Source organism: Oceaniovalibus guishaninsula JLT2003 (assembly GCF_000299575.1).
Lineage (GTDB): Bacteria > Pseudomonadota > Alphaproteobacteria > Rhodobacterales > Rhodobacteraceae > Palleronia > Palleronia guishaninsula.
Genome location: NZ_AMGO01000007.1, coordinates 141,951 through 165,024, shown reverse-complemented (window position 1 = coordinate 165,024; position 23,074 = coordinate 141,951). Strand labels below are relative to the sequence as shown.

At 70.9% G+C, this 23,074-nt stretch carries 21 protein-coding genes, 4 pseudogenes and 1 riboswitch; of the genes and pseudogenes, 16 read left to right on the top strand and 9 right to left on the bottom strand.

Features of this window, described 5'->3' with window-relative positions:
* Window positions 1–22: 22 nt before the first annotated feature.
* From OCGS_RS02470 to OCGS_RS02450, 5 genes and pseudogenes are all read right to left on the bottom strand, one after another.
* Window positions 23–877, bottom strand: a pseudogene (locus tag OCGS_RS02470) (ABC transporter permease); the annotation flags it as partial.
* A 6-nt stretch (window positions 878–883) separates the two neighbouring features.
* Window positions 884–2,551: an ABC transporter permease gene (locus tag OCGS_RS02465; RefSeq protein ID WP_007425644.1), complete on the bottom strand. Its 1,668-nt coding sequence runs from the start codon at window positions 2,549–2,551 to the stop codon at window positions 884–886.
* A complete protein-coding gene (locus tag OCGS_RS02460; protein WP_007425643.1) occupies window positions 2,548–2,838 on the bottom strand; it encodes a DUF1330 domain-containing protein in 291 nt (96 codons plus the stop codon). Before OCGS_RS02460 ends, OCGS_RS02465 begins: the two co-directional genes overlap by 4 nt.
* A gap of 51 nt (window positions 2,839–2,889) precedes the next feature.
* The gene (locus OCGS_RS02455; protein ID WP_007425642.1) at window positions 2,890–4,002 is read right to left on the bottom strand and encodes an extracellular solute-binding protein; all 1,113 of its coding nucleotides are present in this window, start codon (window positions 4,000–4,002) and stop codon (window positions 2,890–2,892) included.
* 71 nt (window positions 4,003–4,073) lie between these two features.
* Window positions 4,074–5,174: an ABC transporter ATP-binding protein gene (locus OCGS_RS02450; RefSeq protein ID WP_007425641.1), complete on the bottom strand. Its 1,101-nt coding sequence runs from the start codon at window positions 5,172–5,174 to the stop codon at window positions 4,074–4,076.
* A gap of 127 nt (window positions 5,175–5,301) precedes the next feature.
* On the opposite strand from OCGS_RS02450, the gene gph reads away from it, so the two are divergent.
* Window positions 5,302–5,952, top strand: a complete 651-nt coding sequence (gph, locus tag OCGS_RS02445) for a phosphoglycolate phosphatase (RefSeq protein WP_040610323.1) — start codon at window positions 5,302–5,304, stop codon at window positions 5,950–5,952.
* Window positions 5,953–5,989: 37 nt separating this feature from the next.
* Here the strand turns inward: gph and OCGS_RS02440 are convergent.
* Together OCGS_RS02440 and cobO are read right to left on the bottom strand one after the other, a co-directional pair.
* A pseudogene (locus tag OCGS_RS02440) lies at window positions 5,990–7,448 on the bottom strand (cobyric acid synthase).
* 42 nt (window positions 7,449–7,490) lie between these two features.
* Window positions 7,491–8,099: a cob(I)yrinic acid a,c-diamide adenosyltransferase gene (gene cobO, locus OCGS_RS02435; RefSeq protein WP_007425637.1), complete on the bottom strand. Its 609-nt coding sequence runs from the start codon at window positions 8,097–8,099 to the stop codon at window positions 7,491–7,493.
* A 37-nt stretch (window positions 8,100–8,136) separates the two neighbouring features.
* Window positions 8,137–8,339: riboswitch (cobalamin riboswitch) on the top strand.
* 67 nt (window positions 8,340–8,406) lie between these two features.
* Here cobO and OCGS_RS02430 point away from each other — a divergent pair.
* The 8 genes and pseudogenes from OCGS_RS02430 (at window position 8,407) to cobJ (ending at window position 16,431) form a co-directional block, all read left to right on the top strand.
* Window positions 8,407–8,814: a DUF1636 family protein gene (locus OCGS_RS02430; RefSeq protein WP_007425635.1), complete on the top strand. Its 408-nt coding sequence runs from the start codon at window positions 8,407–8,409 to the stop codon at window positions 8,812–8,814.
* Window positions 8,807–9,874 (top strand): cobalamin biosynthesis protein CobW, encoded by a 1,068-nt coding sequence (gene cobW, locus OCGS_RS02425; protein WP_007425634.1) that lies wholly within the window; start codon window positions 8,807–8,809, stop codon window positions 9,872–9,874. The genes OCGS_RS02430 and cobW overlap by 8 nt, the downstream gene beginning before the upstream one ends.
* Window positions 9,875–9,877: 3 nt before the next feature.
* Window positions 9,878–13,168 carry a cobaltochelatase subunit CobN gene (gene cobN, locus OCGS_RS02420; protein WP_007425633.1) on the top strand — a complete coding sequence of 1,097 codons (3,291 nt, stop codon included), beginning with the start codon at window positions 9,878–9,880 and terminating at the stop codon, window positions 13,166–13,168.
* Window positions 13,165–13,347 (top strand): annotated as a pseudogene (locus OCGS_RS15385) (cobalamin biosynthesis protein CobG); the annotation flags it as partial. The gene cobN and the pseudogene OCGS_RS15385, both read left to right, overlap by 4 nt.
* 427 nt (window positions 13,348–13,774) lie before the next feature.
* Window positions 13,775–14,329: a hypothetical protein gene (locus OCGS_RS15380; protein WP_238538213.1), complete on the top strand. Its 555-nt coding sequence runs from the start codon at window positions 13,775–13,777 to the stop codon at window positions 14,327–14,329.
* 1 nt (window position 14,330) lies between these two features.
* Window positions 14,331–14,960, top strand: a complete 630-nt coding sequence (locus tag OCGS_RS02410) for a precorrin-8X methylmutase (RefSeq protein WP_007425631.1) — start codon at window positions 14,331–14,333, stop codon at window positions 14,958–14,960.
* Window positions 14,957–15,682 (top strand): precorrin-2 C(20)-methyltransferase, encoded by a 726-nt coding sequence (locus OCGS_RS02405; RefSeq protein WP_040610321.1) that lies wholly within the window; start codon window positions 14,957–14,959, stop codon window positions 15,680–15,682. The genes OCGS_RS02410 and OCGS_RS02405 overlap by 4 nt, the downstream gene beginning before the upstream one ends.
* Entirely contained in the window at window positions 15,679–16,431 is a 753-nt protein-coding gene (gene cobJ, locus OCGS_RS02400) for a precorrin-3B C(17)-methyltransferase (RefSeq protein ID WP_007425629.1), read from the top strand. The genes OCGS_RS02405 and cobJ overlap by 4 nt, the downstream gene beginning before the upstream one ends.
* Here the strand turns inward: cobJ and OCGS_RS02395 are convergent.
* Window positions 16,404–17,156, bottom strand: a complete 753-nt coding sequence (locus OCGS_RS02395) for a cobalt-precorrin-6A reductase (protein ID WP_007425628.1) — start codon at window positions 17,154–17,156, stop codon at window positions 16,404–16,406. The two genes, cobJ and OCGS_RS02395, sit on opposite strands and share 28 nt — an antisense overlap.
* Here OCGS_RS02395 and OCGS_RS02390 point away from each other — a divergent pair.
* The 7 genes and pseudogenes from OCGS_RS02390 (at window position 17,155) to OCGS_RS02355 (ending at window position 22,591) form a co-directional block, all read left to right on the top strand.
* Complete coding sequence (locus OCGS_RS02390; protein WP_007425627.1) at window positions 17,155–18,351, top strand: bifunctional cobalt-precorrin-7 (C(5))-methyltransferase/cobalt-precorrin-6B (C(15))-methyltransferase; 1,197 nt, start codon at window positions 17,155–17,157, stop codon at window positions 18,349–18,351. The two genes, OCGS_RS02395 and OCGS_RS02390, sit on opposite strands and share 2 nt — an antisense overlap.
* Window positions 18,348–18,710 (top strand): cobalamin biosynthesis protein, encoded by a 363-nt coding sequence (locus OCGS_RS02385; RefSeq protein WP_007425626.1) that lies wholly within the window; start codon window positions 18,348–18,350, stop codon window positions 18,708–18,710. The genes OCGS_RS02390 and OCGS_RS02385 overlap by 4 nt, the downstream gene beginning before the upstream one ends.
* Window positions 18,707–19,507, top strand: coding sequence for a precorrin-4 C(11)-methyltransferase (gene cobM, locus OCGS_RS02380; protein ID WP_007425625.1), 801 nt, complete (start codon window positions 18,707–18,709; stop codon window positions 19,505–19,507). Before OCGS_RS02385 ends, cobM begins: the two co-directional genes overlap by 4 nt.
* Window positions 19,504–20,816, top strand: a pseudogene (locus OCGS_RS02375) (cobyrinate a,c-diamide synthase). The gene cobM and the pseudogene OCGS_RS02375 overlap by 4 nt, the downstream one beginning before the upstream one ends.
* Window positions 20,813–21,541 carry a uroporphyrinogen-III C-methyltransferase gene (gene cobA / locus OCGS_RS02365; protein WP_007425622.1) on the top strand — a complete coding sequence of 243 codons (729 nt, stop codon included), beginning with the start codon at window positions 20,813–20,815 and terminating at the stop codon, window positions 21,539–21,541. Before OCGS_RS02375 ends, cobA begins: the two are co-directional and overlap by 4 nt.
* Window positions 21,534–22,271 (top strand): precorrin-6A synthase (deacetylating), encoded by a 738-nt coding sequence (gene cobF, locus OCGS_RS02360; protein WP_007425621.1) that lies wholly within the window; start codon window positions 21,534–21,536, stop codon window positions 22,269–22,271. The genes cobA and cobF overlap by 8 nt, the downstream gene beginning before the upstream one ends.
* A complete protein-coding gene (locus OCGS_RS02355; RefSeq protein ID WP_007425620.1) occupies window positions 22,268–22,591 on the top strand; it encodes a DUF1636 family protein in 324 nt (107 codons plus the stop codon). Before cobF ends, OCGS_RS02355 begins: the two co-directional genes overlap by 4 nt.
* On the opposite strand, the gene OCGS_RS02350 is transcribed toward OCGS_RS02355, so the two are convergent.
* Window positions 22,588–23,067, bottom strand: coding sequence for a hypothetical protein (locus tag OCGS_RS02350; protein WP_007425619.1), 480 nt, complete (start codon window positions 23,065–23,067; stop codon window positions 22,588–22,590). The genes OCGS_RS02355 and OCGS_RS02350 overlap by 4 nt on opposite strands.
* Window positions 23,068–23,074: the final 7 nt, after the last annotated feature.

Here is a 23,074-nt window from a genome sequence, read left to right as displayed (position 1 = left end):
GAGTTGGTACGGTTTCCGACGATCACGCGGGCGAGAGGCCGCGCAGGCGTTCGGATCGGCGCCGCAGAAGTTCCACCACGGTCAGCAGCGCGATGGAGATCACGACAAGGATCGTCGCTACGGCCAATATGGTGGGCGATATCTGTTCGCGCAACCCTATGAACATCTGCCACGGCAAAGTCTTTTGCGCCGCGGATCCGACGAACAGCACGACGACCACCTCGTCGAAGGACGTGATGAAGGCGAACAGCCCGCCCGAGATGACGCCGGGCAGGATCAGCGGCATCTGCACCCGGAAGAAGGTGCGCACCGGCCCCGCCCCCAGATTGGCCGAGGCACGGGTCAGCGAGCGGTCGAAGCCCACCAGCGTCGCCGTCACGGTGATGATGACGAAGGGGATGCCCAGCGCCGCATGGGCCAGCACGACGCCCAGATAGGTGCCCTGCAACCCGATGCGGCTGTAAAAAAAATACATCCCGGCGGCCGAGATGATCAGCGGGACGATCATGGGCGAGATCAGGATCGCCATGATCAGCCGGCGGAACGGCACGTGCGATTGCGACAGGCCCACCGCCGCCAGCGTGCCCAGCGTCACCGACAGCAGCGTCGCCACCGGCGCGATGCGGACGGAATTGGCCAGCGCCTGCTGCCAGTCGGGATTGGTGAAGAAGTCCCGGTAATGCTTGAGCGAATAGGCGTCCGGGTCGAAGGCCAGCATACCGGGGGTGAAGGTAAAGAAATTCTCGGCGTTGAAGGATAGCGGGATGATCGTGACGATGGGTGCGATCAGGAAGAAGAAGATCAACCCGCAGATGACGAGGAACGTGTAGTGCCAGATTTTCTGGCCGGTGCTGGCATAGGGGGGAAGGCCCATCTGTCTCTCCTATCCCAGGCTGACGTTGTCGATGCCGACGATGCGGTCGTAGATCCAGTAGAGCGCCAGCACGAAGGCCAGCAGGATCGTGCCCAGCGCCGCGGCGAGGCCCCAGTTGAGCGACTGGCTGATGTGATAGGCGATCCGGTTCGAGATGAACGTGCCCGTCGTGCCGCCGACCAGTTCGGGGGTGATGTAGTAGCCTATGGACAGGATGAAGACGAGGATGCATCCCGCCCCGATGCCCGGCACCGATTGCGGGAAATAGACGCGCCAGAACGCCGTCCAGTCGGTCGCGCCCAAAGATTTGGCGGCGCGCATGTAGCTGGGCGGGATGGTCTTCATCACCGAATAGAGCGGCAGGATCATGAAGGGCAACAGGATATGCGTCATGGCGATGATCGTGCCGGCCTGATTGTTGATGAGCGCCAGCCGGTTGCCGTCGGATACGAGGCCGATCCAGACGAGGATGTCGTTGATGACGCCCTGTTCCTGAAGCAGCACCTTCCATGCCGAGGTCCGCACCAGAAGCGAGGTCCAGAAGGGCAGCAGCACCAGGATCAGCAGGATGTTCGAGGTGCGCATCGGCAGGTTCGACAGAAGGAACGCGATGGGATAGCCCAGCAGGATGCAGCAGCCCATGATGGTCAGCGACATGAACATCGTGCGCCCGAACAACGTGGCGTAGATGCGCGTCTCTTCGGGTTCGCGCTGGATGCCGTCGGGGGTCAGGCGCAGATCGGCGGCGGTCAGGAAATAGCCCGACGTATAGGGGCCGGAAAAGGTCTTGATCGTGCGCCATGTCGCGGGGTCGGTCCAGCCGTCGTCGATTTCGGCAAAGCCTTCGCGCGCGGGGAATGTGGCGAAACCCGGCACGGCGGCCGCGGCTTCGGCCAGAAGCGGGGGGCCGTCGATCTGCGGCGCATCCATCAGGTCGAGATAGAGCATCTGATAGACAATGGCCCAGGGTTCTTCGTCGGCCGGATTGTCGTTGTCGACCGTCTGCACGATGTCGGCGAAGGCGGTATAGGCATCGGCGGTGCGCGGCAGGATCTCGTCGATGCCGGCCGCCAGTTCGAACCGGGGGCCGGCGCCGTCGGCCTCGCGCGCCTGGGCCAGCCAGGCGGGATCGCCCATCAGCTCGGCCCAGACCAGCGGATCCTCCCAAGCGGGGTTCACGGCGACGAACTGGTCGAGATAACCCTCGCCGATCTCGTCCACGCCGCGGCCCGACTTGCGGAAAAGCGACGACAGGCCGGTGTTTTCATAATTCAGGCGGCTGCCTAGGCGGGTATGGGTCTTCAGCTCGGCCGCGACGGACAGATCGACGGACAGGGCCTGAAACGTCGCGTCGTCCGGAAGGCCGTCGCCGTCCCATTCGTCCAGCGTGGCGACCGTGCGGGGAAGCGTTTCGACGACGATCTGATTCTCGACCGAGCGGAACAGCATGTCGGCGATGGGCGCGATGAAGGTGATGACGACGAACAGCAGCAGCGGCGCGATCAGCGCCAGCGCCCGCAGCTTCTGCGCCCGAAGCGCACGGTTCAGAGACCGCTTGAGCGGCGTCCCGTCCGCGGCCAGCATCGCGCCCTTCTGTTCGGCATCCGCCGTGCGCAGGGCCGTGTCGGGCGTGGTGCCGGTGAAGGCGTCGGGGCCGGTGACGCTGGATCGGCTCATTCGGTGCCCTCGACCAGGATGATGGTGCTGTCGGCGGTGCGGCGGCGGATGTCGGCGACTTCCTGATAGGCAGGGTCGTCATAGGCGGCGCGGGCGGCGGCGTAGCTGTCGAACTCGATCACCACATGGCGGTTCTGCGACTGGCCTTCGGGGGTTTCGGACGCGCCCCCCCGCACGATGAAGCGGCCGCCCAGGGCCGTCAGGATCGGCGTGTCACGTTCGACATATTCGCGGTAAGCGTCGGGGTCCGTGACGGTGATGTGGCCGATGATGTAGCCTTTGGGCATCTGCGCCTCCTGCGGGTGAAGGGGCGGCCGAAGCCGCCCCTGCCGTCCGGTTTACTGGGCCAGCCACGACTGGAAGCGGGCATCCAGATCGTCACGGTAATCCGCCCACCATTCATAGTTGATCACGAAGGCGTTGCTGGCATTGTCGGGGTTCGTCGGCATGTGCGGCGCCATGTCGATGCCAAGATCGGCATGCTGGCTGACCATCGGAGCCGAGGATTTGCGCGCCGGACCATAGGAGATGTATTTCGCCTGATCCGCCAGACGCTGCGTGTCGGTGGCGAAATAAAGGAAATCCTTGACGCGGGCGAGCGTCGGTTCGTCCAGCCCTTCGGGGATCACCCAGCCGTCGAGGTCATAGGCCTGCGCATCCCACATCATGTCGACCGGCTGATCCTGCTCCACGATCACGCTGAACAGACGGCCGTTATAGCTGGAGCCGAACACGACTTCGCCATCGGCCAGAAGCTGCGGCGTTTCGGCGCCAGAGGTCCACCAGACGGTTTCGTCCTTGATGGTGTCGAGCTTGTCGAGCGCCATCTGGATGCCCTCGTCCGTCTCGAGCTTGTCATAGACTTCGTCCATCGGAACGCCGCTGCACATCAGCGCCCATTCGAGGTTGTTGTGCGGCCGCTTTTCAAGGCTGCGCTTGCCCGGAAACTTCTCGAGGTCGAAAACGTCGCAGATTTCCGTGGGAACCTCGCCGTTCCATTCGTCAACGTCCGTGCGATAGCCGAACGTGTAGGAATAGGCGATCTGGGGGATGAAACAGTCGCTGACCAGCATCTCCTCGCCGAAATCCTCGGATGCGGGGGTGCCGTCGGGGGCTTCGGCCAGCAATTCGTCGGGGTCGATCTCCATCGCCAGCCCTTCGTCGCATAGGCGCATGGCGTCGGCGGCGGTGACGTCGACCAGATCCCAGGTCAGGTTGCCCGCCTCGTTCTGGGCGCGCAGCTTGGCCACCGCCTCGGCCGAGGACTCGTCCCAGACGACCTTAACCTCGGGGTGCATTTCCTGATACGGCTCGACATAGGCCTTGAGCTGGCTGTTCTGATAGGCACCGCCCCAGCTGACGATCGTCATCTCGTCGGCCATGTCCTGCGCCAGTGCGGGGGACGCGGCCAGCGCGGCGCTTGCCAGAAGCATCGAAGTCGTGCGTTTCATGTCGTTCTCCTTGTTGTCATGCCCGTTCTTGTTGTCGCCGTCGCCGCCGGGCCGGGGCGATGGGTATGCGGCTAGCGGTCGAGCGCGCGACAATCCTGCGGCAGCCAGCCGATGCTGACCTGCTGTCCGGGGTTCAGGCGCACCTGATCGGCGCGGTTGCGGGTCTTGACGATGAAATCGTCGCGCCCCGCCACCCGCAGGCGCGTGCGGAACACGTCGCCCATGTAGATGAATTCCAGCACCTCGGCCTGAAGCGTGTGGGCGTTCGGGCCGAGCTGCGGGTCGATCTCCACCCGTTCGGGGCGGATGCTGATCAGCGTCGTCTCGCCCACCTCGGTCACGTTGACGGGCACGGCGTCGATCTCCTCGCCGCTGTCGAGGCGCACGACGCAGGTCCTGGCGTCGATCTTCGACACGGTGCCGGTCAGGGTATTGTTTTCGCCGATGAACTGCGCGACGAAGCTGTTCTGCGGCTGTTCGTAGAGCTCGTCCGGCGGGGCGAGCTGCTGGATGCGCCCGTCGTCGAAGACGGCGACGCGGTCGGACATGGTCAGCGCCTCGGTCTGGTCGTGGGTGACATAGACCGTGGTGATGCCAAGCTGGTGCGCCAGATTGGTGATCTCGAATTGCAGCGTCTCGCGCAACTGCTTGTCGAGCGCGCCGAGCGGTTCGTCCATCAGCACCAGTTCCGGTTCGAACACCAGCGCGCGGGCCAGCGCGATGCGCTGCTGCTGGCCGCCCGAAAGCTGGGCGGGGCGGCGACCGGCGAAATCGCCCATCTGCACCATGTCGAGCGCGCGCTTGATCTTCGCCTCGCGGTCAGACTTGCCGATCTTGCGGACCTCGAGCGGGAAGGACAGGTTCTCGGCCACGCTCATATGCGGAAAAAGCGCGTAGTTCTGGAACACCATGCCGATGCCGCGCTTGTGCGGCGGGATGTTGTTGATCTCGCGCCCGTCAAGCCGAATCTCGCCGTGGGTGGCGGTCTCGAACCCCGCCAGCATCATCAGGCAGGTGGTCTTGCCGGACCCCGACGGCCCGAGCATCGTCAGAAATTCGCCCCGCGCGATGTCGAGGTTCAGATCCTTCACGACGAGGTTTTCGCCGTCATAGCTTTTCTGCACCCGTTCGAACGCGACGAAGGCGTGCTGGTCGTCCCTGGCCTTGAGCATCGAGGCTCCCTGTTGCGGGGCGATCTTGAGTGCCGCCATGCGCAAAGCAAAACAGACCCCCGCCCGGAACGCAACCGGTTTGCCGGATCGTCCTTTCGCGCCGCGGCCGGGCAGGCTAGTGGGCGGCATGATCGCGGCGATCTTCGACCTCGACGGCACGCTGATCGACAGTGCGCCCGACATCCATGCGGCCTGCAATGCGGTGCTGGCGGAAGCGGGCGGCCGGACGCTGAGCCTGGCGCGCATGCGCGATTTCATCGGCGACGGCGCCCCGGCGCTGATCCGGCGCGCGATGGCCGAAGCGGGGCTGGGCCGCGACGACGCGCTGCATGCGCGGCTGCTGGCGGCGTTCCTGGACAGATACGAACGCGCGGTCGATCTGACGCGACCCTATGCGGGCGCGTTGGCGGCGCTGGACAGGCTGGCGCGGGCGGGCCACCCGCTGGGACTTTGCACCAACAAGCCCATCGCCCCCACCCGCGCGGTGCTGGCGCATTTCTGCATCGCCGACCGCTTCGGCGCGATCGTCGGCGGCGACAGCCTGCCGCAGCGCAAGCCCGACCCCGCCCCCTTGCGCGCGGCGATGCGCGACCTGCACGCGGATCGGTGCATCTTCGTCGGCGACAGCGAGGTGGACGCGCAGACCGCGCGCGCGGCGGGGATGCCCTTCGCGCTGTTCACGCGCGGCTATCTGCATGCGCCGCTGGCCGAGACGCCGCACGACGCCGCCTTCGACGACTGGACGACGCTGCCCGGCCTGATCGAGGCCCTGGCCTAGCTTTCATCTTTCCACAAATACCCATTCCGACCCTGCCTCAGCGCGCGGCGGCGATCAGGGCCGCCACGTCGAGATGCGATTCGAGATGCCGGGCCAGCGCGTCGAGCGTGGCATCGACGCCGGCCTCGTAGCCGCCCCGCGACGGCGTGCCGAAGCCCGCAAGCCACGCGGCGCGGAAGGCGTCGTCGCGGAACATGCCGTGCAGATAGCTGCCCGCCACGCGGCCATCGGCGCCGACCGATCCTTCGGGCGCGCCGTCCACATGCGCGAAGGGCCGTGCGCGGTCGGGGCCTTCGGTGCGGCCGATATGGATTTCATAGCCGCGAAAGGGCGTGCCGGTGGCGGCATGGACGGCGCGGCGTTCGGTCAGATCCTTGCGCGGCATCATCGTCGTCCCGACATCCAGAAATCCCAGACCGGGCGTGTCGCCCGCCGGCCCTTCCAGCCCCAGTGGATCCGCGACCTTGCGCCCCAGCATCTGATACCCGCCGCAAATGCCCAGGATATGGCCGCCGCGCCGCAGATGCGCGGCCAGATCGCCGTCCCATCCCTGCGCGCGCAGGAAGGCCAGGTCGCCGCGGGTCGATTTGGTGCCGGGCAGGATCGCGATGTCGGTATCGCCGGGCAGCGCGCGGCCCGCCCCGAGCATCGTCAGGCGCACGCCCGGTTCCTGCGTTAGCGGATCGAGATCGTCGAAATTGGCGATCCGCGACAGGCGCAGGCAGACGATGTGAAGCCCCCCCCTGCCCCTGCCCCGCCCCCTGGCCGCGTCCGCCGGCGCGCGCGGCGATGTCCTGCGCGTCTTCGGCGGGCAGTTTCCACGCATCCGCGAACCACGGCACGACGCCGTAGCCGCGCCAGCCGGTGCGCGCCCCGATCATCGCATAGCCGTCGTCGAAAAGGCGCGGATCGCCGCGGAAGCGGTTGACGACGAAGCCCGCGACGCGGGCGGCATCGGCGGCGTCCAGCACCGCCTGCGTGCCGACGATCTGCGCGATGACGCCGCCCCGGTCGATGTCGCCCGCAAGGATCACCGGCACGTCGGCGGCGGCGGCGAATCCCATATTGGCGATGTCGCCTTGTCGCAGGTTCACCTCGGCCGGGCTGCCGGCGCCCTCGACCAGGACCAGATCGTGCCGGGCGCGCAGGCGGGCGAAGCTTTCCAGCACCGGGGCCATCAAGGCAGGCTTCATCTCGGCGTAGTCGCGGGCGCGCAGGCTGGCCACGCGGCGGCCTTGCACGACGACCTGCGCGCCCGTCTCGGTTTCGGGCTTGAGCAGGAGGGGGTTCATGTCGGTATGCGGGGCCAATCCGCAGGCCAGCGCCTGCAACGCCTGCGCGCGCCCGATCTCGCCGCCATCCCCGGTCACGGCGGCGTTGTTGGACATGTTCTGCGGCTTGAAGGGCGCGACGGACAGCCCGCGCAGGCGCGCCGCGCGGCACAGCCCCGCCACCAGCAGCGACTTGCCGACATTCGACCCGGTGCCCTGGATCATCAGCGCGCGCGCCACGGCGTCAGCCCCCGGACCCGCGGTGCGTCAGAACTCGATCCCCTTCTGCGCCTTGATCCCGTCGCGGAACGGGTGCTTGACCACCTCGAACTCGGTCACGAGGTCGGCGGCCTCGATCAGTTCGGGCTTCGCGTTGCGGCCGGTCAGCACGACATGGGTCATGGGCGGCTTTTCGGTCAGCAGGAAATCCACCACCTCGTCGATGTCGAGGTAATCGTAGCGCAGCGCGATGTTGATCTCGTCCAGCAGGACGAAGCGGATGGCGGGGTCGCGGATCTGGTCCTTGGCGATGCGCCAGCCGTCCCGCGCGCGGGCGATGTCGCGGTCGCGGTCCTGCGTTTCCCATGTGAACCCCTCGCCCGAAACGAAAAAGCGGCATTCCTCGGCGAAGCGGTCACGCAGAAGCGTCCTCTCGCCCGTTTCCCAGTCGCCCTTGATGAACTGCACGACGGCGCAGGGCATGGAATGAGCGATGCAGCGCATGACCATGCCGAACGCGGCCGACGACTTGCCCTTGCCCTTGCCGGTATGGACGACGATCAGGCCCTTTTCCTCGGTCTTCGACTTCATCATCTCGTCGCGCGCGGCCTTGATGCGCTTCATCTTCTCGTTATGGCGGGCGGTCGTGTCATCCATGGCGGGGCCTTGCGCTTGACAAGTTCGGTCGTTGGGCCGCATGTCGCATTCCGATGGTGCCTGTGTAAACAGGTGAAAAGGGAATGCGCGACCGGGACCGCCCGGCAGGGCGCAGCCGCCCCCGCGACCGTGACCGAAGGGGTCGCCCGATGCCACTGGCCGACAGGCCGGGAAGGCGGGCGACCGTCAGGATCCCTGACCTTCGCAAGCCGGGAGACCTGCCATCGGCGACGACGAAACCGGGCGGGGTGCCCTGGTGTCGGGGGGATGGATTGCAACCGCCCGTCATCCGGCCCGGTCCAAGGCGATGGGCTGCGACATGTGCGATGCCGGGAATGCCGAAGATGCGGTCGAGCTGCTTGTCTGCGTGAAGTGCCGCCGCGGCACGGACGCGCCAGACGACGCGCGCCGTCCCGGCCAGGCGCTGCACGACAACCTGCGCGCGGCGGGCGCCTCGGTGGCGGTCACGGGCGTCGAGTGCCTTCAGAATTGCGAAGGCGGCTGCACTGTGGCTTTGCGCGGGGCCGGACGCTGGACCTATGTCTATGGCGCGCTGCACGAGGATCGCGATGTGGCGATGCTGCTGGAGGGGGCGGCGCTTTATGCCGCGACCGCCGACGGGCTGATCCCCTGGCGCGCCCGGCCCGACCATTTCAAGCGCAACTGCATCGCGCGCGTCCCACCCCCCACCTTGAAGGAGAAGGCCGATGTCTGATTTCAAATCCGGGCTGGAAAAGCTGCCCGTCACCGTCGTCACCGGATTTCTGGGATCGGGCAAGACGACGCTGATCCGGCATCTGATGTCCGATCCGCAGGGCCGGCGGCTGGCGGTGATCGTCAACGAATTCGGCGATGTGGGCGTGGACGGCGAGATCCTGAAGGGCTGCGCCATCCCCGACTGCCCCGAGGAGAACATCGTCGAGCTTGCCAACGGCTGCATCTGCTGCACCGTGGCCGACGATTTTATCCCCACGATCGAGGCGCTGATGGCGCTGGTTCCGCGCCCCGACCACATCCTGATCGAAACCAGCGGCCTGGCGCTGCCCAAGCCGCTGCTAAAGGCGTTCGACTGGCCCGATATCCGGTCGCGCATCACCGTGGACGGCGTGATCGCGCTGGCCGATGCCGAGGCGGTGGCGGCGGGGCGCTTCGCGCCTGACGTGGCGCGGGTGGACGCGCAGCGGCTGGCCGATGACAGCCTCGACCACGAAACGCCCTTGTCCGAGGTGTTCGAGGACCAGATCGCCTGCGCCGACATCGTGCTGCTGACCAAGCCCGATCTTGCCGGGCCGGACGGCGTGGCCCGCGCGCGGCAGGTCGTGCTGGCCGAGGCGCCGCGCCCGCTGCCCATCGTCGAGGTGGCCGAGGGCGCCGTCGATCCGCGCATCGTGCTGGGGTTGGGCAAGGCCGCCGAGGACGACATCGCCGCGCGCCCGTCGCATCACGACGGTGCCGCCGATCACGATCACGACGATTTCGAAAGCGTGGTGATCGAGATCCCCGAACTGGCCGATCCGGCCGACCTGGCCGCGCGGATCGAGACGCTGGCGCGGACCCGCAACATCCTGCGCGTTAAGGGCTATGCCGCCGTCGCGGGCAAGCCGATGCGGCTGCTGGTGCAGGCGGTGGGGGCGCGGGTGCGGCATCAATACGACCGGCCCTGGAAGCCGGGCGAGGACCGGCGCGGACGTCTGGTCGTCATCGCCGAGCACGACGATGTGGACGCGGGCGCGATCCGTGCCGCGCTGGTGCCGCAGCGCGAACCCGCCGAATAGACGATGCACGTTGTCTTCCGTGAAAACCACGGTCTGGACGAGACCGAGACGCCGACCGATCCGGGGCAGTCGCCCGCGGATCTGGTCGTGCTGTCCTTCTCGGATTCGGACCTTGGCGCTTTCGCGGCGGGATGGATGCGCGGCGGCGGCCGCGAGGGGCGGATGCCGACGCTGCGGCTGGCCAGCATCGCGGCGCTGAAGCATCCGCTGTCGGTCGATACCTATGTCGAACGGACGCTGAGCGGGGCGCGCGGCATCCTGATCCGGCTGATCGGGGGGATGCCCTATTGGCCCTATGGGCTGACCCATATCCGCGCGCTGGCGCAGGCGCGCGGCATCGCGCTGGCGGTGCTGCCGGCGGACGGGCGGCCCGATGCGCGGCTGGACGCAATGTCGACGGTGCCCGTATCCACCCTGCGGCGGCTGGCGCATCTGTGCGATACCGGCGGCGCGGTGGCGGCGCAGGCGGCGCTGGCGCAGATGGCGCTGGCGGCGGGGCTTTACGCGGGGCCGGTCGCGGGGTCGAAGGCGCTGCCCTTCGTCGGGGCCTGGACGCCCGAGGACGGGGTCTGCTGCCCCGCGCGCACGGCGATGGGCGAGAGGGGTGCGCCGCTGGCGCTGGTCGTCTTCTATCGCGCCTGGCTGGTGGCGGCCGATACCGCCCCCATCGCCGCGCTGATGCAGGCGCTGCGCGACCGGGGCTTTCGCGCGCTGGGGCTGTTCGTGCCGTCGCTGAAGGCGCCCGGCGCGGGGCCGTGGCTGGCCCGGCAGGTGCGGCATCTGGCGCCCGCCGCGATCGTGAACGCCACGTCGTTTTCGGGCCGGGGCGCGGACGGCGCGTCGCCGCTGGATGCGGGCGGCGTGCCGGTGTTCCAGGTCGCCCTGTCCACCGCCACACGCGATGCCTGGGCCGGATCGGACCGGGGGCTGTCGCCGGCCGATCTGGCGATGCATGTCGTGCTGCCCGAGGTGGACGGCCGCATCCTGGCCGGGGTCGCGTCGTTCAAGGAACCGGGCGCGCGCGATCCCGACTTGCAGGTCGCGCTGGCCGCGCATCGCCCGCACGAGGGCCGCATCGCCGCCATCGCCGACCGGGTGGCGGGATGGCAGCGGCTGGCCGCGACGCCGTGCGCCGCGCGGCGGGTGGCGCTGGTGCTGTCCACCTATCCGGGGCGACCGTGGAACATGGCGCATGCGGTCGGGCTGGACCCGCTGGCCTCGGCCGGGGCGATCCTGTCGGATCTGGCGGGTGCCGGCTATGAAACCGACGGCGCCCCCGTCGATGGCGCGGCGCTGGCCCAGGCGCGGATCGTCTGGCCGATGGACGCCTATCGCGCCGCGCTGGCGCGTCTGCCGCAGGGGTTGCGCGACGATCTGGCAGCGGCCTGGGGCGCGCCCGAGGACGACGCGGATGCGGCCGGGGGCGGCTTCGTCTTTCGCGCGAAGCGGCGGGGCCGGGCGACCCTGGCGCTGCAACCCGAGCGGGGCGCGCCCGCCCGGCGCGACGGCGAGTATCACGATCTGTCGCGCGTGCCGCGTCACGCCTATGTGGCGTTCTATCTGTGGCTGCGCGATCAGGCCGACGCGCTGGTGCATGTGGGCGCGCATGGAACGCTGGAATGGCTGCCGGGCAAGTCGGTGGCCCTGTCCGAGACCTGCTGGCCCGAGGCGCTGACCGGGGCGATGCCGGTGATCTATCCCTTCATCGTCAACGATCCGGGCGAGGCCGCGCAGGCCAAGCGGCGCATCGGCGCGGTGACGCTGGGCCATGTGCCGCCGCCGATGCGCGTCTCGGGCACGCCCGCGCGGCTGGCGCGGCTGGAATCGCTGCTGGACGAGTTTTCCAGCGCCGACGGACTGGATCCGCGCCGACGCGACCGTCTGACGGCCGATATTCGGGACGAGGCGCGCGCGCTGGGGGTGGAGGACGATCTGGGCCTGGACGGTGCGGCCTGCCCGGCGCAGGCCATCGGCCGCATCGACCGTTTCGTCTGCGACGTGAAGGAAAGCCAGTTCGGCGACGGGCTGCATGTCTGGGGGCGGCCGCCGCCGGTGCGGACCGCCTTCGACGCGGACCTGTCGGCGGGGGCCGAGCGGCGCGCGCTGCTGGATGCGCTGGACGGGCGGCGGATCGCGGCGGGGCCTTCGGGATCGCCCTATCGCGGACGGCTCGACGTGCTGCCGACGGGGCGCAACCTTTATACCACCGATCCGCGCGGCGTGCCGACGCGGGCGGCTTACGCGCAGGGCGTGGCGCTGGCGGAAGAGCTGATCCGCCGGCATCTTCAGGACGAGGGCGACTGGCCGCGCGGCCTGATCGTCGATCTGTGGGGATCGGCGACGATGCGCACGGCGGGCGAGGATTTCGCCATGGCGCTGGCGCTGCTGGGCGTGCGGCCCGTCTGGGATGCGAGATCCGAGAGGGTGTCGGGGATCGAGGTGCTGCCGCTGGCCGAGATGGACCGCCCGCGCATCGACGTGACGCTGCGGGTGTCGGGGCTGTTCCGCGACGTGTTCCCGGTGCTGTCGGCGCTGTTCCAGCAGGCGGTGCGCGCGCTGGCCGCCCGCGACGAGGCGCCCGACTGGAACCCTTACGTGCATGGCGCGGGCGCCCGCGTCTTCGGGCCTGCGCCGGGCAGCTTCGGGCTGGGGATGGGCGCGGTTCTGACGGATTACAGCGACGAGGGGCGGGTTGCCGCGGGCGAGGCATGGATCGCCGCATCGGCCTGGGCGCTGGACGGCGACGGCGCGTCGCGCGACGAGGCCGGTCTGCGCGACCGGGTGGCGGCGGCGGATGCGTTCGTGCATGTGCAGGATCTGCCCGAGACCGACCTGCTGCTGGCCGAGGATTACGCCGGGCACGAGGCGGGGTTCGCCGCCGCGCAGGCGGTGGCGGGCGGGGCGGGGCGGCTTTATCATTTCGACAACACCGATCCCGCGCGGCCCCGCGCCCGCGCCCTGACCGAGGAGATCGCCCGCGTCGTGCAGGCGCGCGCGGCCAATCCGGGCTGGATCGCGGGGATGCGCCGCCACGGGTTCCGCGGCGCGGCCGAGATCGCGGCGACGCTGGAAAACATGGCTGCCTTCGCGCATCTGGCGCGGGCCATGCCGGCGCATCTGTTCGATCTTTATTATGACGCGACGTTGGGGGACGCGGATGTGACCGCGTTCCTGCACGACGCCAATCCCGGCGCTCTGGCCGCGATGCGCGACCGCTTCGCGCAATTGCGGGCGGCGGGGCTTTGGCGATCGCGGCGCAACGCCATCCTGGCCGACATGGCGGACGCGCCATGAGCGGGCCTGTCGTCAGGGGCTGGTGCCCCGGCGCGCATCGCCCGATGGCGTCGGGCGACGGGCTGGTCGTGCGGGTGCGGCCCCGCGCCGGCGCGCTTTCGGCGGACGCGCTGCGCGGGCTGGCGGATCTGGCGCAGCGGCATGGGTCGGGTCTGATCGAGGCGACGGGCCGCGCCAACCTGCAACTGCGCGGCGTGCGTGCCGCCGATCATCCGGCGCTGCTGCGCGGGCTGGACGCGCTGGGGCTGCTGGACGCGGACGGGGCGGTCGAGGCGCGGCGCAACATCGTCGTCGATCCGTTCCGCGAGGGGCCGCTGGGCGATCTTCTGGCCGGGATCGCCGAGACGCTGGCGGCCGGGCTGGGGCGACTGGCGGGGTTGCCGGCCAAGTTCGGCTTTGTCGTCGATGGCGCGGGCTGGGCGCGGCACCTGGCGGGGGTCAGCGGCGACGTGCGGATCGAAACCGGCGCGGGCGGCCTGCTGCTGCGGCTGGACGGGGCGGCGCGCGGCGTGGCGGTGGCGCCCGGCGATGCGGCGGCGCTGGCGCTGGAGGCGGCACGCTGGTTTTCTGGCCTCGGGCGGCGTCGGCGCGGACGGGCGGGGGCGCATGGCGCGGCATCTGGCGGCGGGCGCGGTGCCGCCCCCTGCCCTGCGGGGCGATGCCCTGCCCGCGCCCGCCGCGCCCGATGCGCGGCCGGGGCGGCGCGCGTCGGGCATCGGCGTCGGCGCGGCCTTCGGCACGTTCACCGCGGCGCAGCTTCGCGCCGTGGCCGATGCGGCGGGGCGGGACGGTGTGCGGGTGACACCCTTCCGCCTGCTGTATCTGCCGGGGACGGATGCGGCGATGCCGCGCTGCGACGATCTGCTGACCGATCCGCACGATCCGCTGCTGCGGGTGCGGGCCTGCATCGGGGCGCCCGTCTGTCCGCAGGCGCGGGCCGTCACGCGCGAGGCGGCGCGCGCCATCGCGCCGCTGCTGGCGGACGGGATGACGGCGCATGTATCGGGCTGCGCCAAGGGCTGCGCGCATCCCGGCCCCGCCGATCTGACGCTGGTGGGGCGGGCCGGCGCCTTCGACGTTGTGGCGGACGGCGCGGCATGGGATGTGCCGCAGCGCCGGGGCGTCGCCGCCGCGCGGCTGGCGGAACTGTTCGGGGCCTGACATGCGATATTCCTACGAAACGGACGGCGCGGCGATCTATGCGCAGAGTTTCGCCATCATCCGGGCCGAGGCCGATCTGGGGCGCTTCGATCCCGACGAGGAAGGCGTCGCCGTGCGGATGATCCATGCGGCGGGGATGGTCGGGCTGGAACGGCATCTGCGCTTTTCGCCCGGCATGGCGGCGGCGGCGCGGCGGGCGCTGCAAGCGGGCGCGCCGATCCTGTGCGACGCGCATATGGTCAGCGAAGGGGTGACGCGCAGCCGCCTGCCCGCGCACAACGATGTGGTCTGCACCCTGCGCGATCCAGCGGTGCCCGAACTGGCGGCGCGTCTGGGCACCACGCGGTCGGCTGCCGCGCTGGAGCTGTGGCGCCCCCGGCTGGGCGGCGCGGTGGTGGCCATCGGCAACGCGCCGACGGCGCTGTTCCGTCTGCTGGAAATGCTGGACGATCCCGGCTGCCCCCGCCCCGCCGCCATCGTCGGCTGCCCCGTGGGGTTCGTCGGCGCCCGCGAATCGAAGGAGGCGCTGTGGGACGCGCAGCCCTGCCCCTGCCTGATCGTCGAGGGGCGGCTGGGCGGCAGCGCCATCACCGTCGCCGCGATCAACGCCCTTGCGAGCCGCGCCGAATGACCGGGACGGTGCATGGCGTGGGCCTCGGCCCCGGCGACCCCGACCTGATGAGCGTGCGCGCCGACAGGCTGGTGCGCGGCGCGCGCAACGTCGCGTTCTTCCGCAAGGCGGGGCGGGCGGGCCGCGCGCGCGCCATCGTCGCCGACATGCTGCGCCCCGACGTGGCAGAGATCGCGATGGAATACCCCGTCACGACCGAGATTCCGCTGGACGATCCGCGCTATAACGCCTGTCTGTCGGCGTTCTATGCGGACGCTGCCGACCGGCTGGCCGCCCTGGCCCAAGCGGGCGAGGATGTGATCGTGCTGTGCGAGGGCGATCCGTTCTTCTACGGCTCGTTCATGCATCTGCATGTGCGGCTGACGGGCCGCGTGCCGGTCGCGACGGTGCCGGCGATCACCGGCATGTCGGCCGCCTGGACGGCGACGGGCCAGCCGATCACCTGGGGCGACGACGTGCTGTGCGTGCTGATGGCGACGCTGCCCGAGGACGATCTGGTGCGCGGCATGGACGGCGCGGACGCGGTCGTGGTGATGAAGATCGGCCGCAACCTGGACCGGGTGCGCCGCGCGCTGGACCGCGCCGGCATGACCGACCGCGCCTGGCTGGTGCAATGCGCCGCCATGCCCGAGCAAAGCGTGACGCGGCTGGCCGATTTCGACGGCCGGACGGTGCCCTATTTTTCCATCGTGCTGGTGCATGGGCGGGGGCGGCGGCCGTGACCGGGTGGCTGGCCATCGCGGGGCTGGGGCCGGGCGGCGACGGGCTGGTGACGCCCGAGGTGCGCACGGCGCTGGATGCGGCCAGCGATGTCGTCGGATACATTCCCTATGTCCGCCGCGTCGCGCCGCGTCCGGGGCTGGTGCTGCACGAAAGCGACAACCGGGTCGAGATGGATCGCGCGCGTCATGCGCTGGGCATGGCCGCCGCCGGGCGGCGCGTCGTCGTCGTCAGTTCGGGCGATCCGGGGGTCTTCGCCATGGCATCCGCCGTGTTCGAGGCGGTCGAGGCGGGACCGGCCGGCTGGCGCGATCTGGACATCCGCGTTCTGCCGGGCATCACCGCGATGCTGGCGGCGGCGGCGCGGACGGGCGCGCCGCTGGGCCACGATTTCTGCGCGATCAACCTCAGCGACAACCTCAAGCCCTGGGCGCTGGTGGCGCGGCGGGTGGCGCTGGCGGCCGAGGGAGATTTCGCCATGGCGTTCTACAACCCCCGCTCGCGCGCGCGGCCCGAAGGGTTCGGACGGGTGCTGGACCTGCTGCGCGGCCTGTGCGAGCCCGAGCGCGTCGTGATCTTCGCCCGCGCCGTCACCACCCCCGACGAGGCGATCCGCGTCGTGCCGCTGGCCGAGGCGCGCGAAGACATGGCCGACATGCGCACGGTCGTGCTGGTCGGATCGTCGGCGACGCGCATCGTCGCGCGCGAGGGCGGCCCCTGGGTCTATACGCCCCGGTCGGTTCCGGCATGAAGCCAGTCGAGCACGCCCTGCACTTGCGCCGTTTCGGCCCTGTCGGGGGTGGCCGGGCGGTCGATCATCACCACCGGCAGCCGCAGGCGGCGCGCGGCCTCGATCTTGGCAAAGGCACCCGTGCCGCCCGCGTTCTTGGAAACGATCAGGTCGATGGCGCGGTCGCGCAGCAGCGCGGTATCGGCGGCGGCGTCGAACGGGCCGCGATCCACGACAACGTGGACCCTTGGGAAGGGCAGCGCACCCTGCGGCGGATCGACGAGGCGCAGCAGATAGAAATGCTGCGGATTGCCGGCGAAATCGGCAAGGTGCATCCGGCCCACGGCCAGCATCACCCGTCTTGCGGGACCGTCCAGCGCGGCGGCGGCGGCAGCCATGTCGGGCACGCGGATCCAGCGGTCCTCGGGGGTTTGCCGCCAGGGCGGGCGGCTCAGCGCGATCAGCGGCACGTCCGCATCGGCGCAGGCCAGAACGGCATGGCGGTGCATCTGCGCTGCGAAGGGATGCGTCGCATCGACGACATGGGTGACGCGGTGCGCACGCAGCCAGTCGGCAAGGCCCGCCACGCCGCCGAACCCGCCGACGCGCTGCGGCAGGGCCTGCGCGCGCGGATTGGCGACGCGCCCCGCCAGCGACACGGTGCCCGCGATGCCGCCGCCCGCCAGCGCCGCGGCAAGCGCCGTGCCTTCGGTCGTGCCGCCGAGGATCAGGACATTGGGACGCATGGCTGAGGATCCGTGGCTGACCATCGTTGGATTGGGCGAGGATGGCGCGGACGGGCTGCCGCCCGCAAGCCACCGCGCGCTGGACAGGGCCGAGATCGTCATGGGGCCGCCCCGCCATCTGGCGCTGCTGCCCGATATCGGCGCCCGACGGATCGTCTGGCCGGTGCCCTTCGCGGACGGGTTGCCGGTGCTGCTGGGCTTGCGCGGGCGGCGGGTGGCCGTGCTGGCCTCGGGCGATCCGTTCTGGTTCGGCGCGGGACGGGCCATCGCCGCCATGCTGGAACCCGGCGAATGGCGCGCATTGCCTGCGCCGTCGGCCTTTTCGCTGGCGGCGGCGCGGCTGGGATGGGGGCTGGAAACGGTGCGGTGTCTGGGCCTGCATGCCGCGCCGGCCACGCGGCTGCGTCCGCATCTGGCGGCGGGGCGGCGGCTGATCGTGCTGGTGCGCGACGGGGAGGCCGTGGCCGAGATCTGCGCATGGCTGGCCGAGGTGGGCTTCGGTCCGAGCGTGGTGCACGCGATGGAGGCGCTGGGCGGTCCGCGCGAGCGTGTGACGACCGCCCGCGCCGATGCGCTGCGGGGCGATTTCGCGCATCCCGTCTGTCTGGGGGTCGAGGTGGCGGGCGACGGCCCCCCCCTGCCCCGGACCGGCGGCATCGACGATTCGTTCTTCGACAGCGACGGGCAGATGACCAAGCGGCCGGTGCGGGCGCTGACGCTGTCGGCGCTGGCGCCGCGGCCGGGCGAGCGGCTGTGGGACATCGGCGGCGGGTCGGGATCGGTGGCGATCGAATGGCTGCTGGCCGATCCCGCGATGCATGCCGTCAGCATCGAGGCGCGGGCCGACCGCGCGCGGCGCATCCGCGCCAATGCCGACCGGCTGGGCGTGGACCGGCTCTGCGTGGTCGAAGGCAGGGCCCCCGCCGCGCTAGAGGGGCTGAAGCCGCCCGACGCGGTGTTCATCGGCGGCGGGCTGACCCGCGCGCTGCTGGACGATCTGGCCGGACGGCTGGCGGCCGGCACGCGGCTGGTCGCCAATGCCGTGACGCTGGAGGGCGAGGCGCTGTTGGCGGACGCGCAGGCGCGGCTGGGCGGCGATCTGCTGCGGATCGACCTGGCGCAGGCGGCGCCCTTGGGGTCGCGGCGGGGATGGCGCGCATCCTATCCGATCGTGCAATGGCGGGGGGTGGTGTGATCGTCGCGGGCTTTGGTTTCCGGTCGGGGGCAGGCGTGGCGTGCCTTGCGGACGCGCTGGCCCGCGCCGGCGGCGCGCCCGACCGGCTGGCCACCGCCGCCGCCAAGGTGCGCGCGCCGGCCATCCGGGCCCTCGCGGAACGGCTGGATCTGCCGCTGATCGGGGTGGACGCGGCGGATTTGGCGGCGCAGGAGACGCTGACCCACGGGGCCGCCAGCCGGGCGGCGCACGGCACCGGCAGCGTGGCCGAGGCGGCGGCGCTGGCGGCGGCGGGACGGGGCGCGCGGCTGACGGGGCCGCGCGCGGTGTCGCAAAGCGGCAGGGCGACCTGCGCGCTGGCGGAAGGAGACGGAACTTGACGGTGCATTTCATCGGCGCGGGCCCCGGTGCGCCCGACCTTCTGACGCTGCGCGGACGCGACCTGATCGCGGCCTGCCAGGTCTGCCTTTATGCCGGATCGCTGGTGCCGCGCGCGGTGCTGGGGCATTGCCCTGAAGGCGCGCGCATCGTGAATACCGCGCCGCTGGATCTGGACGCGATCATGGCCGAAATCGGGGCCGCGCACGAGGCCGGGCAGGACGTGGCGCGGCTGCATTCGGGCGATCTGTCGGTCTGGTCGGCGATGGGCGAACAGGCGCGCCGTCTGCGCGCGTCGGGCATCCCCTATACCGTCACGCCCGGCGTGCCCGCCTTTGCCGCCGCTGCGGCCAGCCTGGGGACGGAACTGACGCTGCCGGGGCTGGCGCAATCGGTGGTGCTGACGCGCACGCCCGGCCGCGCCTCGGCCATGCCCGAGGGCGAGACGCTGGCCGCCTTCGCCGCGACCGGCGCGACGCTGGCGATCCACCTGTCTATCCAGAACCTCGCGACGGTGGTGGCCGATCTGACCCCGCATTATGGCGGCGATTGTCCCGTCGCGATCGTCTGGCGGGCAAGCTGGCCGGACGAACGCATCGTCCGCGCCACGCTGGACACGATCGAGCAGGCGATGGATCCCGGCATCTCGCGCACCGCGCTGATCCTGGTGGGGCGCGCGCTGGCGGGCGAGGGGTTCGGCGAAAGCAGGCTTTACTCCGCCGGATACGACCGCCGCTATCGCCCGCAGACCGGGGACAGCCGCTGGGCCGGGTGGACCGACGACGGAAGCCCCGCATGACCCCGCCCCCCGGCCTGATGGTGTCGGCCCCCGCATCGGGCACCGGCAAGACGACGGTGATGCTGGGCCTGCTGCGCGCGCTGGTCGAGGACGGGCTGGTGGTGCAGCCCTTCAAATCGGGACCGGATTACATCGACCCCGCCTTCCACCTGGCGGCCAGCGGGCGGGCGTCCTTCAACCTCGATGGCTGGGCGATGGACGAGCGGCTGCTGTCGGCCATCGCCGGGCGGTCGGCGGGGGCGGATCTGTGCGTCGCCGAAGGGTCGATGGGGCTGTTCGACGGGGTGGCGACGCGGGGGCTGTCGGGGTTCGGATCCAGCGCCGAGACGGCGATGCGCATGGGCTGGCCGGTGGTGCTGGTGCTGGATGTGAGCGGACAGGCGCAATCGGCGGCGGCGACGGCGCTGGGTTTCGCGCGATACATGCCGGATCTGCGCATCGCGGGGGTGATCCTGAACCGGGTGGCCAGCGCGCGCCACGAGCGGCTGATCCGGGCGGGGATGGACCGGGCGGGGCTGGCGGTGCTGGGCGTGCTGCCAAGGCGCGGCGACCTGACCCTGCCCGAACGGCATCTGGGGCTGATCCAGGCGGTCGAGCATCCCGATCTGGAAGCCGCCATCGCCGGATACGCGGCGTTCCTGCGCGGCCATGTCGATCTGGGCGTGATCCGGGCGGCGGCGATGGCGGGGGCCGCGCCGGTGGGGGCGCGTTGCCGCCGCCGCCCGGCCAGCGCATCGCCCTGGCGCGGGACGCGGCGTTTTCGTTCACCTATCCGCATCTGGTCGAAGGGTGGCGCGATGCGGGGGCCGAGATCGTGCCGTTCTCGCCCCTGGCAGACGAAGCCCCGGATGCGGACGCCGATCTGGTCTGGCTTCCGGGCGGCTATCCCGAGCTTCACGCCGGCCGTCTGGCCGCCGCGGGACGGTTCCGCGACGGACTGACAAGGTTCGCGGCGCAGAAACCCGTTCACGGCGAATGCGGCGGTTACATGGCGCTGGGGCAGGCCTTGATCGACAAGGACGGGGCGACGCACCGGATGGCGGGGCTGCTGGGACTGGTCACGTCCTATGAGACGCGGCGGTTCCATCTGGGATACCGGCGCGCGGTGCTGGACGCGCCCATCCCCGGCCACGGCACGGGCGCTGCGCTGCGGGGGCACGAGTTTCACTATTCGACCATCCTCGACCAGCCGGACGCGCCGCTGGCCCGCGTCACCGACGCCGACGGCAACCCCGTGCCCGAGACCGGGTCGCGGCGCGGCAGCGTCAGCGGCACGTTTTTCCACCTGATTTCGGCCGAGCGGCCATGAGCGGGTTCGTCAGCTTCGTCGGCAGCGGGCCGGGCGACCCCGGATTGCTGACGCTGAAGGCGGTGGACCGCCTGCGCCGCGCCGATGCGGTGCTTTTCGACGATCTGTCGTCCGGCCCGATCCTGGCCCATGCGCGGGCGGGCGCCGATCTGGTGGGCGTGGGCAAGCGCGCCGGGCGGCCCTCGCCCCGGCAGGCGCATGTGTCGCGGCTGCTGGTCGATTACGCGCAGCAGGGCGGCCGCGTGGTGCGGCTGAAATCGGGCGATGGCGGGCTGTTCGGGCGGCTGGAGGAGGAGGTTCTGGCGCTGAGCGAGGCCGGCATCGCGTTCGAGATCGTGCCGGGCGTGCCGTCGGCCTGCGCGGCGGCGGCGGCGGCGGGCATTCCGCTGACCCGGCGGATGACGGCGCGGCGGGTGCAGTTCGTCACCGGCCACGATGCCGACGGCCGCCTGCCCGCCGACCTGAACCTCGCCGCGCTGGCCGATCCGGGGGCCTGCACGGTCGTTTACATGGGCAAGCGGACCTTCGCCGCACTGGCCGAGGCGCTTGTCGCGCGCGGCCTTCCGCCCGGCACCCCGGCCCTGCTGGCCGAGGCGGTGGGCACGCCGCAACAGCGGCTGAGGCGCGGCACGGTCGGCGATCTGCCCGGCCTGCTGGCGCGGGACGATGCCGGGCTGCCGGCGCTGATCCTTTACGGGCCGCTGGCCGGGGGCGGCGATGACTGAGCTTTGGCTGATCGGCATCGGCACCGGCAACCCCGATCACGTCACGCTGGAAGGCCGCCGCGCGCTGCGCGACGCGGCGCTGATCCTGGTGCCGCGCAAGGGGCCGGGCAAGGACGACCTGGCCGCGCTGCGCCATGCGATCCTGCGCGATGCGGGGGCCAAAGGCCGGATCGCCGCATTCGACATGCCGGTGCGCGACGACGCCCTGCCCTATCTGGACCGTGTGCGCGACTGGCACGACCGGATCGCGGCGATCTGGGCGCGGGTCATCGACGCCGAAGCGCCCCGTGGGCCGGTCGCGCTGCTGGTCTGGGGCGATCCGGGGCTTTACGACAGCACACTGCGGATCGCCGCGCGGCTGCGCCCCGTGCCGCGCCTGCGCGTCGTGCCGGGCATCACCGCGTTGCAGGCCCTGACCGCCGCCCATGCAATCCCGTTCAATACGGTGGGCGGGGCCGTGACCGTGATCACCGGCCGCCGCCTGCGCGATCATGGCTGGCCCGGAGGGGCGGAAAGCGTCGCGGTGATGCTGGATGGCGAATGCAGTTTCACGGCGCTGGATCCGACCGGGGTGCATATCTGGTGGGGGGCGTTTCTGGGAATGCCCGAGCAGATCCTGTATGACGGTCCGCTGGCCGAGGCGGGACCGCGCATCGCCCGGATGCGCGATGCGGCGCGGGCGCGGCACGGCTGGATCATGGACACATACCTCATGCGGCGCAGGCGATGAGCGGCGCGGTGCTGCGGCTTTGCGGGACGTGCCGGGGGTCCGATGCGGACCGCCTGCGCGACCGTATCGCCGCGGCGGGGTTGCCGGTGCGGATCGTGGCGCAGGACTGCCTGAACGCCTGCGGCAACCCGGTGGCGATGGCGTTGCAGGGCAAGGGGCGCGCGACGTATCTGTTTGCGGGCGTGGCGCCCGAAAGCGACGCCGAGGACATCGTGGCGACTTTGCGCCTTTATCTGGACGCGCCCGCCGGCTGGATCGAGGATGCGCGCCCCTGCGGACGGCTGCGCCGATGCCTGCTGGGGCGGATCTCGGCGCTTTAGTTGTCGATGGTCAGCCTGCGGGCGACGGGCGTGCCGTTCACCGCCAGCGCGCGGTGATCGTTGGCGTTCAGCGTCACCGCAACCTCGACCGGGCCATCGGGCAGCGCGTCGAGATGCACCCAGGGGCCATAGAAGCGGCCGATCTTGGCGCCGTTCACATAGACATGCGCGTGCCCCTGCCCGGCTCGGTGGGCCAGGCCGGCGCTTTGCGGGGCGAAGGCGAAATTGGCGGTCCGCATGTGCAGGTTCCAGCCGGCGACGGGATCGCGCGTCAGGTTCACGTCCAGCGTCGGGGCATCGGGGCCTTGGGGCAGCGACAGAAGCGCGGCGTGATCGTGCGATGCCGCCCCCGCGTGGTGGGCAGGGTCGGCGTGGTCGTGGCCGCCCAGCGTCACGCCGTTGGCGGCGGCGACGGTGAAGCCGATGCCGCCGCCGAAAACCAGCCCGATCAGCAGCAAGGGGATGGACCGGTCCATGCCGCGC